A 13206-nucleotide genomic window follows, 5' to 3' on the forward strand; every position below is an offset into this window, starting at 1 on the left:
TGAGAATCTTGTGGCGACACGGAGCACCCGTGGGGACACGGAGCAACGGCGAGGGACGCGGAACGACGGCAGGGAACGCGGAACGACGGCAGGGAACGCGGAACGCCTGCGGGGAACGCGGAACAACCCGGGGCCACGGAATAAGCGGAAGGACTCTCCGGCTTCCCCCTGTATGAGTTCTCGTCCCGCACTTGGCAAGATCGGCGTCTGGACCGCGGCCCTGAAGACGGATTCCCTACCATCAGAGCAGGTCAGCGAGGTGGCGGCCGAACTGGACGAGCTGGGGTACGGCGCGATCTGGCTCGGTGGCAGCCCCAGCCCGGATCAGGCCGGCGTCCTGCTGGACGCCACCTCCCGGATCACCATCGCGACCGGAATCCTGAGCATCTGGGACCACGAGGCGGCCTACGTGGCCGAGCGGCACACCGCGCTCAACGCGGCCCACGACGGCCGCTTCCTCCTCGGCCTCGGCGTCAGCCACAGCGCGCTCGCCGGTGAGCGCTATCGGCGTCCGTACACGGCGATGAAGGAGTACCTGACCGCCCTGGACTCCGCTCCGTCCCCGGTTCCCGCCTCCCAGCGGGTCCTCGCCGCCCTGGGCCCCAAGATGCTGGAGCTGGCCCGCGACCGCGCGGCCGGCGCGCATCCGTATCTCGTCACTCCGGAGCACACCGCCGAGGCCCGCGACATCCTGGGGAAAGATTCCGTGCTCGCGCCGGAGCTGAAGGTCGTCCTCGACACGGATCTGGACCGCGCCCGCACCACGGCCCGCGGCTACCTCGCCCGCTACCTGGCGCTGCCCAACTACACCAACAACTTCCGGCGGCTGGGCTTCGAGGACGCGGACTTCGCGGACGGTGGCAGCGACCGTCTCATCTCCGCCATGTTCGCCCTCGGTGACGCGGAGGTGATCCGGGCGCGCGTCGACGAGTTCCTGGCCGCGGGCGCGGACCATGTCGCGATCCAGGCGGTGACCGAAAGCCCGTTGGCCGACGTCCCGCGCGCGCAGTGGCGCACGCTGGCCGAGGCGCTGCCGCTGGACAAGGGCTGAGTCCCTCAGCCCGCAACCCCTCAGCCCTTCACTCCCTCCCCCGCCCGGCGCCGACATGGCGCCGGGCGGGCCGTCTCATATCCCGGATATCCCCGAGATCCCGAACAGCCGCGCCGCGTTCCCGTAGCACACCGCGCGCAGCCACTCCTCGTCCTGGCCGATCCGCGTCAGCGCGTCCAGCGCATGCAGATACCCGTACGGGATGTTGGGGAAGTCGCTCCCGAACAGCACCCGGTCCCCCAGCGCGGCCAGCCTTCCCCGCTCCGCCCGCGGAAACGGCCACCGGCTCTCGGTGAAGTCGGTGAAGGCCATCGTGGTGTCCAGATACACCCCCTCGTACCGCTCCGCCAGCGCCAGGAAGTCCGCGTACTCCGGCAGCCCCATATGCGCGATGATCAGGCGCAGCCGAGGATGACGGGCCAGCACCCGCCCCACCGGCTCCGGTCCGGTGTACTTGCCCGGGTCGGGCCCCGATCCGCAGTGGATGACGATGGGCGTCCCGCTCTCGGCGAGCGTGCCCCACACCGGGTCGAGCAGCGCGTCGCCCGGGTCGTACGCCCCCACCTGCACATGGGCCTTGAACACCCGCGCCCCGCCCTCGAGCGCCGCGCCCACGTACCCCTCGACGCCAGGCTCGGGGAAGAAGGTCGCGGTGTGCAGACAGTCGGGCGTACGGGCGGCGAACCCGGCCGACCAGTCGTTCAGCCACCGGGCCATGTCCGGCTTGTGGGGATAGAGCATCGAGGTGAAGGCCCGCACCCCGAACGCTCTTAGCACCGCGAGGCGTTCGTCCTCCTCCTCGCGGTAGGTGATGTGCCAGCGGGGCTCGACGGCGTCGAAGTAGGCCCAGACCTTGTCCAGTACGCGCTGCGGCATGAAGTGGGTGTGCACATCGATAAGTCCGGGCAGCCCGAGCTCCTGCCAGAATCGCTGCACCGACACCACGGCGGGATCGTCCATGCGGATCACGGTAGTTGCCCCGGGTGTCTGTGCTACAGCCTGGTCTCAGGGCCACGGCGAGTTGATCACAGCCTCAACCAGTGGTTTTGTCACGCCCATGATGATCTGCGGTGACAAGATCACCACAAGGGGAACCGACAAGGTGAACCGACGCTCCGGCACCGGCGTATCCGCCTGAGACCAGGCGGCCACCGCCTGAGGCCACGTCCTAAGGCACCGCCTAAGGCCACCACCTAAGGCCACCGCCTGAGGCCAGCCGCCCGCCCGACGTCGTCACCGACCACGACCAGCCACGGGGGACCATCCATGCCCAACCGCCCGCCTCGCGCCACCCGATCCCGGGCCGCTCTCATCTGCGCCCTCGGCGTCACCCTCCTCGGCCTCGCCACCGCCGGCTGTGAGGACGACACCGCCGCGTCCGGCTCCGGCCAACGGCAGTCCGCGACCCGCGCCGACCTGGCGACCGACGGCGACGGCGGCAAGACGCTCCGGCTCGGCGAGCCCACGTCGATCACCTACAAGAGCGGCTCGGACCACATACGGGGCGCCCTGCGGGTCACGGCGATGAGCGTGCGCAAGGGCACACATGCGGAGCTGAAGAAGGCGGGCACGGAACCGTCCGACGTACGGACGACCCAGCCGTACTACGTCACCATGACCTTCGAGAACATCGGCGAGAACTCCCTCCACTACCCCTTCCTCAACACCCCCACCGGGCTCGAGGACACCAACGGTGTGGACGACCAGCCGCTCATCACCGGCGACACCGAGGTGGCGGCATGCCCGGGCAAGGACCCGGACGACTTCGCGGTGGGAGCGAAGGTGTCCTTGTGCAAGGTGTTCCTGGTGCCGAACGGCATACGGCCGTCGGTGGTGACGTACAGCACAGGCGACGACACCGAACGGCCGGTGAGCTGGAAGGTCAAGCACTGACGGCAGCGGGGTGACGGCGACGGGGACCGCGGCGGGACGCTCCGGTTCCCGCTGCTCGAGCCACAACAGGGCCGAACGACCGAGGGCCCGGCACTGGAAAAGTGCCGGGCCCTCGGTATCCGAGTAGCGGGGACAGGATTTGAACCTGCGACCTCTGGGTTATGAGCCCAGCGAGCTACCGAGCTGCTCCACCCCGCGTCGATGAACGTAACTCTACGTCGTTCTCCCCGCTAAGGGAAATCCACCCTCCCCACACCGACTCGGCGAAGCACCTCGACCACGACCGAGACGGCTCCGACGACCGCCCCGTAGCCGAGGATCGTCAGCAGATGACCGCGTTCAACGCGCCCATGACCCCGGCCGCCCGCTTCCCCCGCGCGCCTTGCGGTCCATGGCGCTCGCGGATCGCGGGCGGATAGTCATCGACCAGCGCGTCCCTGGCGACCAGCAGCCCGCCGACGATCACCCCGGCGAACAGCACCACCAGCACAAGAGCGCAGGAAAGGCTCACCGCGACCAGTTGCCACCAGCTCATGGCGCCGCAGCACAGAGCGGAAATTTAGGCCTGCCTGACCTCATCGCCCCGTCCGGCCTCACCGGCCCTGAAGTTCGTCACCCGACGCTGGGAGATCCACCGCTGGGGGATCCGCCGCTGGGCAATCCGCCGGCCAGCGCATCGAAGGCGAACGTCAGCCGACGTTGATACGCGGGCAGCGACACCGGTCGGATCGATCACCGGGGATGTCACGTTGTCCTCCGGCGACCGGCTCGCCGACCACGCCCACGACGGCCGCTTCGTCCTCCTCGGCCGTTCCCCCTACGGCCGCTTCGCCCAGGCCGCGCGCCCACTGCAGCACAGGATCGCCTACACGTCGGACCCCGCCTCCGACACGTCGCCGCCCAGCCTGTTCGTACGTCCGGACGGCGTCATCAGCTGGGCCACCTCACGCGTCACCGCTTCGTCCGACGACGCCGTCCTCAAGGAGCTCGGCACAGCCATCCAGCGTTGGGTCGGCACGCACTGATAGATCGGCACGCGCTGAGAGAGCCGATCGGTGCAACGGAGCTGCGGGGCCCTGGACTCAGGAGGCCAACCGCTCGCGTGCGGTGCGACCCGACCCCGTGGGTCCGACCTCGCCGTCAGGCCGGTTGATCTCGGCCCACACCTCATCGAGCGAAAGACCGAGGACATCGGCGATCGCCGCGATGGTCGGGAAGGCAGGGGTGGCTACGCGACCGCACTCGATCTTCCGAAGGGTCTCCGGTGAGACACCTGCGTCCAGCGCGGTGTCGAGCATCGAGCGCTCCCCCCTGGCCCGACGGAGGAGGGCGCCGAGGCGCTGCCCGCGCTCGACCTCTGCGGGAGTGAGCGGCAACCTGACCATGGCCCCGATTCTAATACCGGTATAGTAAGCCCGGTATAGTTATTGGTTACATGAGCACATGAGTACGTGAGAAGGACGCCGCATGATCGAGATCCTGAGCCCCACCGAACTGACCCGAGCAAAGGACACAGGCGCTCTGGTCGCCGACATCCTGCACACGCTGAAGGGCCGTAGCACGGTCGGCACCAACCTTCTGGACATCGATCGGTGGGCCAAGGCCATGATCGTCGAGGCGGGGGCGCTGTCCTGTTACGTCGACTACGAGCCGTCCTTCGGACGCGGCCCGTTCGGCCACTACATCTGCACCGCCGTCAACGACGCCGTGCTCCACGGGCGGCCGTCCGACTACGCGCTTGCCGACGGCGACCTGCTGACACTCGACCTCGCCGTCTCCAAGGCCGGAGTCGCCGCAGACGCCGCCATCAGCTTCATCGTGGGCGACGCCAAGCCCCCGGAGAGCGTCGCGATGATCAACGCGACCGAACGCGCACTGGCCGCGGGGATCGCCGCCGCCGGGCCCGGGGCTCGCATCGGCGACATCTCCCATGCCATCGGCACGGTCCTCAGCGAGGCGGGCTACCCGATCAACACCGAGTTCGGAGGCCATGGCATCGGATCGACGATGCACCAGGACCCGCACGTGTCGAACACCGGACGGCCCGGCCGCGGTTACAAGCTGCGCCCTGGGCTGCTGCTGGCGCTGGAGCCGTGGGTCATGGCCGACACCGCCCAGCTCGTCACCGATGCCGACGGCTGGACCCTCCGCAGCGCGACAGGCTGCCGGACGGCGCACAGCGAGCACACGATCGCCATCACCGACGACGGAGCCGAAATCCTCACCCTGCCCCAGCAGATGCGGCCATGAGTGACGCGTTATATGTGAGGTTTCAGGGGACCGTCCGAAGCCCGCGAGGCCATTTCCCCGGTGTCTTCGCACTGGCCAACGGCCTCGCGCGGGCAGGCCAACTGAGTGATGAGGAATTATCGATTCTGGCGAGCGGGCAACGACTGGTTCAACGCCAACTTCGCCAGCCCCTCCGAGGTCGATCCCTCGGTCTACGACCCCGAACACAACCCAGGAGCCGTGGCATGGTTCAAAGCCACCGCCCCGGAACTGATCGCCCGGGTGGACGGCTACCTGAGGATCCTCGCCCTGCATGAAGTCGCCTGCGAGCGAATCGAATCATCGAACCCAGGAAAGATCATCTACGAGGACCCGAACCAGGTAGTCGTCACTCCCTGGGCTCACGACGGCGCAGCACCGCTGGAGTGATGGCGGCGAGTGGCGACGCGCACGCTCCCTCCGCCGCTGTCCCACCACCGAGCCCTCGCCAGAGCATCAACGGTTATGGCATCGCTCACCCTCCATCTGACCCCCCATCCGACCCTCGATCCGGGCCACGACCGCCATACCGCTCGATCAGCCGGTCGGCGATCGCGTCGAGGTCCTGCCCGATGTAGTCGGGCTGCGGGCCGACGTCGAGGGGCGCGTTGCCCTCGCGGAGGATGAGCGCGGCCTGCCAACCGGCCGCCGCAGCGCCGATCGTGTCCCAGACGTGGCACGCGATCATGCAGATGTCCCCAGGATCGGCCTCGAGCGCGGCGGCCACCCCCTGGTACACCTCCGGCGCCGGCTTATGGCGTCGTACGGTCTCGACGCTGAAGCAGCGCTCGAACAGATCGACCACCCCCGCCCGCTCCAACTGCCGCTCGGAGACCTCCAGCGAGTTGTTGGTGAGCGTGAACAGCCGGAAGCCGTGGTCGCGCAGCCGGCGCAGGGCCGCCGGGACTTCGGGATGGGGCGGCATGGCGGCGAACCGCTCTGTGAGCTCGGCACCGTCGGCGTCACTGATCGTGAGGTCGCGTGTGGCGGCGAGCATCCGGAGCACGGCACCGCCGATGTCGGTGAACGGAACGTACGCTCCGCTGAGCGTGAGCGCCTCGGAGTAGGTGACCAGGTTGGCGAACCACAGGCGCAGGGCGCCGGGGTCGTTGAAAATCCTGTCAAAGGTGGGGCGGAGCTCATCCAGGTCGAGCAGGGTTTCGTTGACGTCGAAGACCAGGATCGGTCGCTCAGGCATAGCGGATCCTTCGTTCACCGGCGGGACACAAGACGCTCAGGGCGGCGCGGGCCACCAGCATGTCCCAACAAAACCGTGATCGACGGCATCGACGGCACCCGCTGCGAACGATGCGGCGGGGAGCCCGTTTGCCGACGCTCGCGACCGAACTGCCGACGATCCGCCCCGGACGTTAGCGGGGCGTTAGCCGTACAGCGATAGATCGCCAGCGGTGCCCGGCAGTCTTGTTCTCACGAAGCCGAAACACCACGTCGAGCGAACAGGAATGAAGATGTCGCACCGCACCGCAGTCCGCCACGCCCGCAAGGCCGCCGCCGCCATGCTGATCACCATCGCCGCCTTCGGGCTCACCGCCTGCCAGGACGGCGACACCAACTCCTCGTCCTCATCCCCCTCCGTGAGCGCCACGCAATCCCCCACCTCCGCGGCCAAGCCCAGCCAGGGCTCGGACCAGGACTCCGCCAAGGGCACCCCGTCGGGTACCCCCAGGAAGCCCGGCATGCGCTGCACCAACCAGATCAACTACGCGGACGACTCCAGGTCCAACGCCGAGATCAACAGCATCGGCGCAGACACCGGCTACTGCCCGGAGCCGCAAAAGGCCGGCACCTCGTCCGCCACCCCGTCCGGCACCCCCATGAAGCCCGGCATGCGCTGCACCAACCAGATCAACTACGCGGACGACTCCAGGTCCAACGCCGAGATCAACAGCATCGGCTCGGACACCGGCTACTGCCCGCCGGTCCAGCACCAGTGAGCCCTCGCAGCAATTCCCGCCTCCGGGGTCCACGAGCAGGCTGCATAGGATCCCCGGATGGCAATCACCAGCTACCTCCTGCACGGGCCGCGAGTGGCCTTACGCCACGTCCGCTGTCAGGACTACGACGAACTCACAGCGCTGGCCCAAGAAAGCGCCGAGATGCTCCGCCCCTGGCTAGGCGCCCGCGATCACACGCCGGAAGCTTTCGAGAGCTACCTTGAGCGGATCGAGCAGCCCACCCACGAAGGCTTTGTGATCTGTCTGAACGGCACAGGTGCGATCGTGGGCGGCATCAACATCAACAACATCGTCAGGGGCACCCTCCAGAGCGGGACCGTGGGCTATACCGCCTACGCGTCCACCACCGGCCGTGGCTATATGACCGAAGGACTGAGACTCGTGCTTCAGCTCGCCTTCGGTCAGCTGGCACTGCACAGGCTGGAGGCGAACATCCAGCCTGACAACACCTCCTCGCTGAACCTCATCAAGCGCCTGGGGTTCCAGCGCGAGGGCTACTCGACAGCCTTCCAGTTCATCAACGGCGAGTGGAGAGACCACGAGCGCTGGGCCATCACTGCCGAGATGCAACGGCGGTCCGGCTCCGACCCAAACACTTCTTGATCCGTAGATCGTCCAAGCAACGCCGCCCAGGTCCACGTCCCGACCTCACGGCGACATCTCTTAGACGATGTCCTATGTGGTGAGTCGAACGAGTCGTTTGTAGCAGCAGAGGGCTGCATCGAGTCGTGATCAATTTGCTGGATTCGCCCTCGCTGCGAAGGTGGAGTGATCCGGAAGTTCCGCTCGGGAGCCCAGTGGCGGGAGATGCCGGACCGGTGCGGCGCCTGGTCCACCGTGCACAACCGGTTTCGGCAGTGGCGGGACGCCGGAGTCGTCGAGGCTCCGCTGGAGGACGTGATCGCCGAGGCGGCCGAGCGGCACCCGTTACGGGGCCCGGAACTACGTGCCCGGGACAGCAAGCATGTGCCTACGAACCTTGATCCTTGCTGGGGGCGACCGGGAAGGATGCCTCGTCGCGGCCCGTGCCGTCGGTGATCCACCACCTGTCCTCGCCGAGAAGGGTCAGTTCCGCGCGGCCGTCACCGTCCCAGTCGTGGACGGCGAAGAGCGTGCCGCCGTCGGGGCCGTCGTCACCCGGCACGGACCGCTTGGTGGAGCGCCAGGGCTTCGATCCGAGCCCGTGCTCGGAGCCGCCCCGCAGCACCTCGATTCGCGCGTCCCCCGCCTCCTTCTTCTTGGTGAGCTGTACGGCCAGGTCGTCGCAGCCATCGCCGTTGAAGTCCCCGACGGCGAGCCTGGCGCCGAAGCCCTCCTTGAAGTCGCCGCCGTCCATGGTGACCCACTTCCCCTGCTCCTTCCCGTAGCGGACGCTGACCTGGCCGCGCCGGTGGGGCGTGTCGACCTCGTCGTAGCTGTCGACGAAGCTCCGACCAATGGCGATGTCCTGGCGCCCGTCGCCGTCGAAGTCGCCGAAGACGACGTTCTCGCCCTCCGGCAGCCGCTCGGGTTCCTTGCTCAGGCCGCCGGCGGTACGGGCGCCGCCTGTGAACAGCAGAGGCGGATCCCACGGAGAGTCGTAGAGCGCGAGATCGGTGGCGCGGTCGTCGTTCGCGTCCCCGGCGACCAGCACGGGTGACGCGCCCTCGTGGACCGGGCTGGGGATCTCCACGGTCCTGACCGGGGCGCCGGAGCGCTTGAACGGTCCCCTGAGGACAACCAGTTCCCGAGCCTCGTTCGAGTCCCTGAACACCGCGAGGTCGGTGTGGCTGTCCCCGTCGAAGTCGCCGGCGACCGGCGCGGTGCTGTATCCGCTGCCCGGTAGTGGCACACGCCCGTGCGCTCCGCCGACCCGCGGGCCCTTGGGGCCTCCCCACAGGACCTGGGCGGCGCCGCTCACGACGAGGTCGGCGTGGCCGTCCTCATCCAGGTCGGCGACCGTGGGCTGCAACGGGTCGTCGCCCGTCTGGACGTCGTGCGGCACACCGAGGTCGTCGTGGGCGAAGACGGTCGTGCGGTCGGGGTCAGGACCGTGCTCGGAGCCGGGCACGACGAACAGGTCGAAGTTCTCCGTCTCGGAGATCTCGTGCACCAGATCGACGAAGCCGTCCCCGTCGAGGTCGGGGGTCGCGGGCGTGGCCTCGCGCGCCGAATCGACGGCCCGACAGGGGCTGTTGGGGACCGCACGCGCGCCGCCGGACGGCCGAAGGACGAGGAACGCCACCACCGCCACCACTACGAGGGAGGCCGCCACGGCGTGCCACATGCGCAAGTAGCGGAAGAACGGACCGCCTGCTGTCGGAAAGTGCATCAGCCCACTTCACGGGCGTGGACGCGGCCCGCACAAGGAAGCGGATCATTTCGTTACGGGGGTGATGCACGACGGTCCTGCCGCCTTTCCGGTCCACGGTTACGTACGACGCTGAGCGAGGGCTTCTTCCGGCCGGATCTCGGCATCGTCCGGGTATCCCCGCGGGCTTCGATCTGTAACAGCAGGACCGGAGCGGATCGCGGCGCTCGTCGCCGACGCTGGGGCCGACGCGGTCGTCAACGCCGCGGGCCGGCCCCGGAAGGCCGACGATACGGATCTTCATCTGGGCGGCCCAGCGCTTAAGACGAAGTCATCTGTGGTGAGTTGGGTATGACCTGTTCATGGGGCAGGGGACATGGGGTTGGATAGTTCCGGACGGACTGTGGGAGCTCGCCAGGCCGTTGATTCCGGAGGACCGGGCACGGCCGCAGGGTGGCGGCACGCAGAACACGCCTGATGAGACGCTGTTCGCAGCGATCATTTATGTGCTGGTCAGCGGCTGTTCCTGGCGGGCGTTGCCGCCGTGCTTCGGGGTGTCGAAGTCGACGGTGCACCGGCGGTTCATGATCTGGTCGAGAGTCGGCGTCTGGGGCCGTCTCCACGAAGCAGTCCTGCACCGGCTGGACGACGCCGGTCTCATCGATGTCTCCCGTGTCGTCCTGGACTCCGCGCACGTGCGGGCACCGCAGACTCAGCCCCCGATACGAGCGCCACCCCCGCAACTACCTGGCCTTTCTCGGACTCGCCGCCGCGCTCTGCTGCTACAAACGACTCGTTCGACTCACCACATAGGACGTCGTCTTAGCCATGCCCGAAAGAGCGTTCCTCAGCTCTTGAGGGCATTTCTTTTGCTCCGTCATCAGCCCCTCTGCATACGCGGGAACGTCCGACGGATAAGGCTGGCAATAAATACACGCCAGACGCCGCCAGCTCCGGCAGGATCGAAAGGCACATGGGCAGCACCCACGGGTGCTGAACTCCGTTTCCCCGCAGCCCTTCCAGAGAATGCTCTGAACACACTGTCAGGGAATTTCAGTGAGGCGGGGGCCCTGCCCATGAGCGGTACGTCACGGTCGCATCAGAACGGCGCGGAGGCAGGGAACACCACCCCTGAGCCGCAGCGCCACAAGACCAAGCAGATAGCGCACACACCGCCGTCCCCGGGACCGCTGCCTGAGCGCAAGCATTCGGATGACGAGCGCTCCGACCGCAAACTCACCTCGACACAGGCCAGGATCGACGCCGGGGAGACAATCCCGACTCCTGGAAGCACCGCGGGCAACGAAGACCGCGACATCCATGAGGAGGAGTGGCGCACACACGATCGCCGCGGCCCGTATGGACAACGGCGCCGCCGTAAGAACTAACCCGCCAGGTGCCGCAGGCGACGACCACCGTCACTGGACAACGCAAGAGGCCCCATCCATCTCTGGAAGGGGCCTCTTAGCTGCTTCGCCGCAGATGCCACACCGGGGCGGCAAGGGCGTTCACGCCCAAGACGACGACTTACGGGTGGTACTTCTCCTCGACCGTATCGGCACCACCGGACTTGCGGTCCATGGTGACGCGGACGGTCACGCTGTTGGTCTTCGCAGCCTTCTCCAGTTCGTCCACGGTGCACTTCGCGGTGCCGTAGCCGTCGTCGCCGATGGCCACGCTGCCGTCGGGGGCGGTGCAGATCGCGGCCGCGCCGCGGATGGTCGTGGCGTTGGCGACCAAGAACGCCTGGTCCGTGCCGCCGTCCTCAGGCTTGACGATCAGCTTGCCGGGCGCGAGGTACTCCATCTTGCCGACGATCGTGAGGCTTTTACCCGCGTCGGCGGTACCGCCCCCGTTCTGGCCCTGCGAGCCGGAGTTGCCCGAGGAGGAGCCGCTCGTGGGCTGGCTCGAGGCTTGCTGCGAGGGGGACGCGGTCGAAGAGGCCGAGGAGCCGCCGGAGTCCGCAGCATCGGAGTCAGGCCCGCAGGCCGTGGCCCCCAGGCCCAGCGCCGCGGCGGCGACGATAGTGGCGGCGATGCGGCGGCCGGCACGGCCGCGGAAGCGGTTGGTGGTGGTGGTGCTCATCGTGTCTCCCATTGCTGCGTTGTCTTGTCTCGCTCCCGGACGACAATCAGCTTCGAAGACCGCGTTGGCGTTCGACTAACAGACGGCTAACACAACGCAGCGGCGCATAACAGTACGCTTACGCCGATGCGCGCCACACCCGCTGAGCTGGGAAAACATCAACTTTGACCGAAGGTCTGATTTTGCCCCACACATTTCTCAGCCCAAGTACGGCTGCTCGCGCTGCTCAAGGAAGTGGTGCAGCCGGAGACGTTGTGTGTGGTGCATGGGCAACACGTCCAGCTCTCCGTCAGGCACGAACCGCAGTTCGGTGGACTCGTCCGAGATCGCGAGTTGCCCACCAACCACCCGAGCGGTAAAGCAGACGTTGAACTGACGACGAACCTCGCCGTCCGTGTAAGCAATGACGTGCCGAGGGTCGGTGTACGTGCCGACGAGACCCGCGATCTCGACGTCCAGCCCGGTCTCTTCCTTGACCTCGCGGACCGCCGTACCCGGCAGAGAGTCGGTCATCTCCGTGCCACCGCCGGGGAGCGCCCAGAGATCGTTGTCCCGGCGGCGCTGGAGGAGGATGCGGCCAGCCTCATCGGTGACGACGGCGGAGGCGGCGACCACCAAGCTGTTCGGCTCGGGTGCGTCCGGGTCGTCGTAGTACTCGGTCCGCGCCATGGCCAGTCCTCCCCTACCGGCGTCGCGGTCGCCCACACCGCACTCGATCCCATGCCCGAACTGAGGTCGTTGAGCCGGGGGTACGCCTCCTACAGGAAGACAGCGGCGTACACCAGTACGTCCATCCGCTCACGGGCCTCGGACAGCATGTCCACAAGCGCGGACACCGGGATATCGGCCCGCTGCTCGATGTCAACGCATACGCCAGAGGCCCTTCCGGTGATCGGAAGGGCCTCTGAGCTGGTGCGCGCTCGGCAGGATTCGAACCTGCAACCTCTTGATCCGTAGGTTCGGGCGGGGGGCTGGTGGGGGCCTCGGCGGTCCTCTGACATGGTGTTCGACGCGCGCCGTTGGCGGACGTTGTGTGCCACCGTTGATGTCAGCGCTGATGTCACCATCCGCTGTCAGATCCGCCATCCATCGGCATAGCTCCTACGCTGTCCGTGGGACACGCGGTCAGCCGGAGCCTTAGCATCTTCGCTGTGAAGATCAGCGAAGCAGGATGGCTTGCGAACGAAGCGCTATACGTACGCTTCCAGAGCACAGTCCGAAATAGGCGCGGACACTTCACAGGCGTGTTTGGACTGGTCAATGGGCTAGCGCGGGACGGGAAGCTGACCGCTGAGCAGGAGCGCTTCAGACGGGCTAACAATGACTGGTACAACGCGGCCTATCCTGACCCCTCCTCCGTCGATCCGGGGGTCTACGACCGTGAGCTTCACCCCGGGGCGGCGGCCTGGTTCAAGTCCACGTCGCAGGACCTGATCAAGCGAGTAGACGGCTACCTGGAGATCCTTGCTGCTCACGGGATCGCGTGCTGCATGATGCGATCGTCAGATCCAGGGAGGATCGTCTACGAGGACGAGTATCAAATCGTCGTCGTTCCACACGAGGTCGGACCGGGCCAACCGAGTCCGGCGACCATACGCGGCGGGGATGAGTAGCGAGCGTGCGGCTCGTAGCCCCCGGTCCGG

16 protein-coding genes, 1 tRNA gene and 3 pseudogenes are annotated in these 13206 nt (G+C 67.5%); 11 read left to right on the forward strand and 9 right to left on the reverse strand.

Annotation, left to right across the window (positions count from 1 at the left end; all coding sequences use genetic code 11):
• Nucleotides 1-172: 172 nt before the first annotated feature.
• Nucleotides 173-1051, forward strand: coding sequence for an LLM class F420-dependent oxidoreductase (locus STRVI_RS43015; protein ID WP_014061850.1), 879 nt, complete (start codon nucleotides 173-175; stop codon nucleotides 1049-1051).
• 75 nt (nucleotides 1052-1126) lie between these two features.
• On the opposite strand, the gene STRVI_RS43020 is transcribed toward STRVI_RS43015, so the two are convergent.
• Nucleotides 1127-2011: an amidohydrolase family protein gene (locus STRVI_RS43020; protein WP_014061851.1), complete on the reverse strand. Its 885-nt coding sequence runs from the start codon at nucleotides 2009-2011 to the stop codon at nucleotides 1127-1129.
• A gap of 306 nt (nucleotides 2012-2317) precedes the next feature.
• Here STRVI_RS43020 and STRVI_RS43025 point away from each other — a divergent pair, with 306 nt between their 5' ends.
• Nucleotides 2318-2944: a hypothetical protein gene (locus STRVI_RS43025; protein WP_014061852.1), complete on the forward strand. Its 627-nt coding sequence runs from the start codon at nucleotides 2318-2320 to the stop codon at nucleotides 2942-2944.
• Nucleotides 2945-3068: 124 nt separating this feature from the next.
• On the opposite strand, the gene STRVI_RS43030 is transcribed toward STRVI_RS43025, so the two are convergent.
• Together STRVI_RS43030 and STRVI_RS43035 are read right to left on the reverse strand one after the other, a co-directional pair.
• Nucleotides 3069-3142 (reverse strand) — tRNA-Met (locus STRVI_RS43030).
• A 124-nt stretch (nucleotides 3143-3266) separates the two neighbouring features.
• Nucleotides 3267-3479: a hypothetical protein gene (locus STRVI_RS43035; RefSeq protein WP_208949207.1), complete on the reverse strand. Its 213-nt coding sequence runs from the start codon at nucleotides 3477-3479 to the stop codon at nucleotides 3267-3269.
• A 196-nt stretch (nucleotides 3480-3675) separates the two neighbouring features.
• On the opposite strand from STRVI_RS43035, the gene STRVI_RS43040 reads away from it, so the two are divergent.
• A complete protein-coding gene (locus tag STRVI_RS43040; RefSeq protein ID WP_353477092.1) occupies nucleotides 3676-3969 on the forward strand; it encodes a hypothetical protein in 294 nt (97 codons plus the stop codon).
• A gap of 57 nt (nucleotides 3970-4026) precedes the next feature.
• Here STRVI_RS43040 and STRVI_RS43045 read toward each other — a convergent pair whose 3' ends face one another.
• The gene (locus tag STRVI_RS43045) at nucleotides 4027-4329 is read right to left on the reverse strand and encodes a helix-turn-helix domain-containing protein (RefSeq protein ID WP_014061853.1); all 303 of its coding nucleotides are present in this window, start codon (nucleotides 4327-4329) and stop codon (nucleotides 4027-4029) included.
• 82 nt (nucleotides 4330-4411) lie between these two features.
• Between STRVI_RS43045 and map the strand changes: the two genes are divergently transcribed.
• Entirely contained in the window at nucleotides 4412-5194 is a 783-nt protein-coding gene (gene map, locus STRVI_RS43050) for a type I methionyl aminopeptidase (protein ID WP_014061854.1), read from the forward strand.
• A 108-nt stretch (nucleotides 5195-5302) separates the two neighbouring features.
• On the forward strand, nucleotides 5303-5602 hold the full coding sequence (locus tag STRVI_RS43055) for a hypothetical protein (RefSeq protein ID WP_353477068.1): 300 nt from the start codon (nucleotides 5303-5305) through the stop codon (nucleotides 5600-5602).
• A gap of 85 nt (nucleotides 5603-5687) precedes the next feature.
• Here STRVI_RS43055 and STRVI_RS43060 read toward each other — a convergent pair whose 3' ends face one another.
• Nucleotides 5688-6410, reverse strand: coding sequence for a haloacid dehalogenase type II (locus tag STRVI_RS43060; RefSeq protein ID WP_014061855.1), 723 nt, complete (start codon nucleotides 6408-6410; stop codon nucleotides 5688-5690).
• A gap of 271 nt (nucleotides 6411-6681) precedes the next feature.
• Here STRVI_RS43060 and STRVI_RS43065 point away from each other — a divergent pair, with 271 nt between their 5' ends.
• From STRVI_RS43065 to STRVI_RS55325, 3 genes and pseudogenes are all read left to right on the forward strand, one after another.
• Entirely contained in the window at nucleotides 6682-7167 is a 486-nt protein-coding gene (locus STRVI_RS43065) for a hypothetical protein (protein WP_014061856.1), read from the forward strand.
• A gap of 57 nt (nucleotides 7168-7224) precedes the next feature.
• Nucleotides 7225-7791, forward strand: a complete 567-nt coding sequence (locus STRVI_RS43070; RefSeq protein ID WP_014061857.1) for a GNAT family N-acetyltransferase — start codon at nucleotides 7225-7227, stop codon at nucleotides 7789-7791.
• Nucleotides 7792-7953: 162 nt separating this feature from the next.
• Nucleotides 7954-8103 (forward strand): annotated as a pseudogene (locus tag STRVI_RS55325) (transposase); the annotation flags it as partial.
• A 55-nt stretch (nucleotides 8104-8158) separates the two neighbouring features.
• Here the strand turns inward: STRVI_RS55325 and STRVI_RS43075 are convergent.
• Complete coding sequence (locus tag STRVI_RS43075; RefSeq protein WP_014061858.1) at nucleotides 8159-9499, reverse strand: FG-GAP repeat domain-containing protein; 1341 nt, start codon at nucleotides 9497-9499, stop codon at nucleotides 8159-8161.
• Nucleotides 9500-9840: 341 nt separating this feature from the next.
• On the opposite strand from STRVI_RS43075, the pseudogene STRVI_RS49505 reads away from it, so the two are divergent.
• A pseudogene (locus STRVI_RS49505) lies at nucleotides 9841-10291 on the forward strand (transposase).
• Nucleotides 10292-10554: 263 nt separating this feature from the next.
• Complete coding sequence (locus tag STRVI_RS52300) at nucleotides 10555-10866, forward strand: hypothetical protein (RefSeq protein WP_150112963.1); 312 nt, start codon at nucleotides 10555-10557, stop codon at nucleotides 10864-10866.
• 139 nt (nucleotides 10867-11005) lie between these two features.
• Here STRVI_RS52300 and STRVI_RS43080 read toward each other — a convergent pair whose 3' ends face one another.
• From STRVI_RS43080 to STRVI_RS55330, 3 genes and pseudogenes are all read right to left on the reverse strand, one after another.
• The gene (locus STRVI_RS43080) at nucleotides 11006-11563 is read right to left on the reverse strand and encodes a hypothetical protein (RefSeq protein WP_014061860.1); all 558 of its coding nucleotides are present in this window, start codon (nucleotides 11561-11563) and stop codon (nucleotides 11006-11008) included.
• A gap of 198 nt (nucleotides 11564-11761) precedes the next feature.
• Nucleotides 11762-12232: an NUDIX domain-containing protein gene (locus STRVI_RS43085; protein ID WP_014061861.1), complete on the reverse strand. Its 471-nt coding sequence runs from the start codon at nucleotides 12230-12232 to the stop codon at nucleotides 11762-11764.
• A 92-nt stretch (nucleotides 12233-12324) separates the two neighbouring features.
• Nucleotides 12325-12420: pseudogene (locus STRVI_RS55330) on the reverse strand (XRE family transcriptional regulator); the annotation flags it as partial.
• A gap of 294 nt (nucleotides 12421-12714) precedes the next feature.
• Between STRVI_RS55330 and STRVI_RS43090 the strand changes: the two are divergent.
• On the forward strand, nucleotides 12715-13176 hold the full coding sequence (locus STRVI_RS43090) for a hypothetical protein (protein WP_251982839.1): 462 nt from the start codon (nucleotides 12715-12717) through the stop codon (nucleotides 13174-13176).
• The last annotated feature ends 30 nt before the right edge of the window (nucleotides 13177-13206 follow it).

It is taken from the genome of Streptomyces violaceusniger Tu 4113 (assembly GCF_000147815.2).
GTDB classification, from domain to species: domain Bacteria; phylum Actinomycetota; class Actinomycetes; order Streptomycetales; family Streptomycetaceae; genus Streptomyces; species Streptomyces violaceusniger_A.

What these genes read in the sequence shown, in the direction of transcription:
- STRVI_RS43015 (WP_014061850.1), top strand. Translation starts at nt 173, where the DNA reads ATGAGTTCTCGTCCCGCACTTGGCAAGATCGGCGTCTGGACCGCGGCC.
- STRVI_RS43020 (WP_014061851.1), bottom strand. Translation starts at nt 2,011, where the DNA reads ATGGACGATCCCGCCGTGGTGTCGGTGCAGCGATTCTGGCAGGAGCTC.
- STRVI_RS43025 (WP_014061852.1), top strand. Translation starts at nt 2,318, where the DNA reads ATGCCCAACCGCCCGCCTCGCGCCACCCGATCCCGGGCCGCTCTCATC.
- STRVI_RS43035 (WP_208949207.1), bottom strand. Translation starts at nt 3,479, where the DNA reads ATGAGCTGGTGGCAACTGGTCGCGGTGAGCCTTTCCTGCGCTCTTGTG.
- STRVI_RS43045 (WP_014061853.1), bottom strand. Translation starts at nt 4,329, where the DNA reads ATGGTCAGGTTGCCGCTCACTCCCGCAGAGGTCGAGCGCGGGCAGCGC.
- map (WP_014061854.1), top strand. Translation starts at nt 4,412, where the DNA reads ATGATCGAGATCCTGAGCCCCACCGAACTGACCCGAGCAAAGGACACA.
- STRVI_RS43055 (WP_353477068.1), top strand. Translation starts at nt 5,303, where the DNA reads ATGAGGAATTATCGATTCTGGCGAGCGGGCAACGACTGGTTCAACGCC.
- STRVI_RS43060 (WP_014061855.1), bottom strand. Translation starts at nt 6,410, where the DNA reads ATGCCTGAGCGACCGATCCTGGTCTTCGACGTCAACGAAACCCTGCTC.
- STRVI_RS43065 (WP_014061856.1), top strand. Translation starts at nt 6,682, where the DNA reads ATGTCGCACCGCACCGCAGTCCGCCACGCCCGCAAGGCCGCCGCCGCC.
- STRVI_RS43070 (WP_014061857.1), top strand. Translation starts at nt 7,225, where the DNA reads ATGGCAATCACCAGCTACCTCCTGCACGGGCCGCGAGTGGCCTTACGC.
- STRVI_RS43075 (WP_014061858.1), bottom strand. Translation starts at nt 9,499, where the DNA reads ATGCACTTTCCGACAGCAGGCGGTCCGTTCTTCCGCTACTTGCGCATG.
- STRVI_RS52300 (WP_150112963.1), top strand. Translation starts at nt 10,555, where the DNA reads ATGAGCGGTACGTCACGGTCGCATCAGAACGGCGCGGAGGCAGGGAAC.
- STRVI_RS43080 (WP_014061860.1), bottom strand. Translation starts at nt 11,563, where the DNA reads ATGAGCACCACCACCACCAACCGCTTCCGCGGCCGTGCCGGCCGCCGC.
- STRVI_RS43085 (WP_014061861.1), bottom strand. Translation starts at nt 12,232, where the DNA reads ATGGCGCGGACCGAGTACTACGACGACCCGGACGCACCCGAGCCGAAC.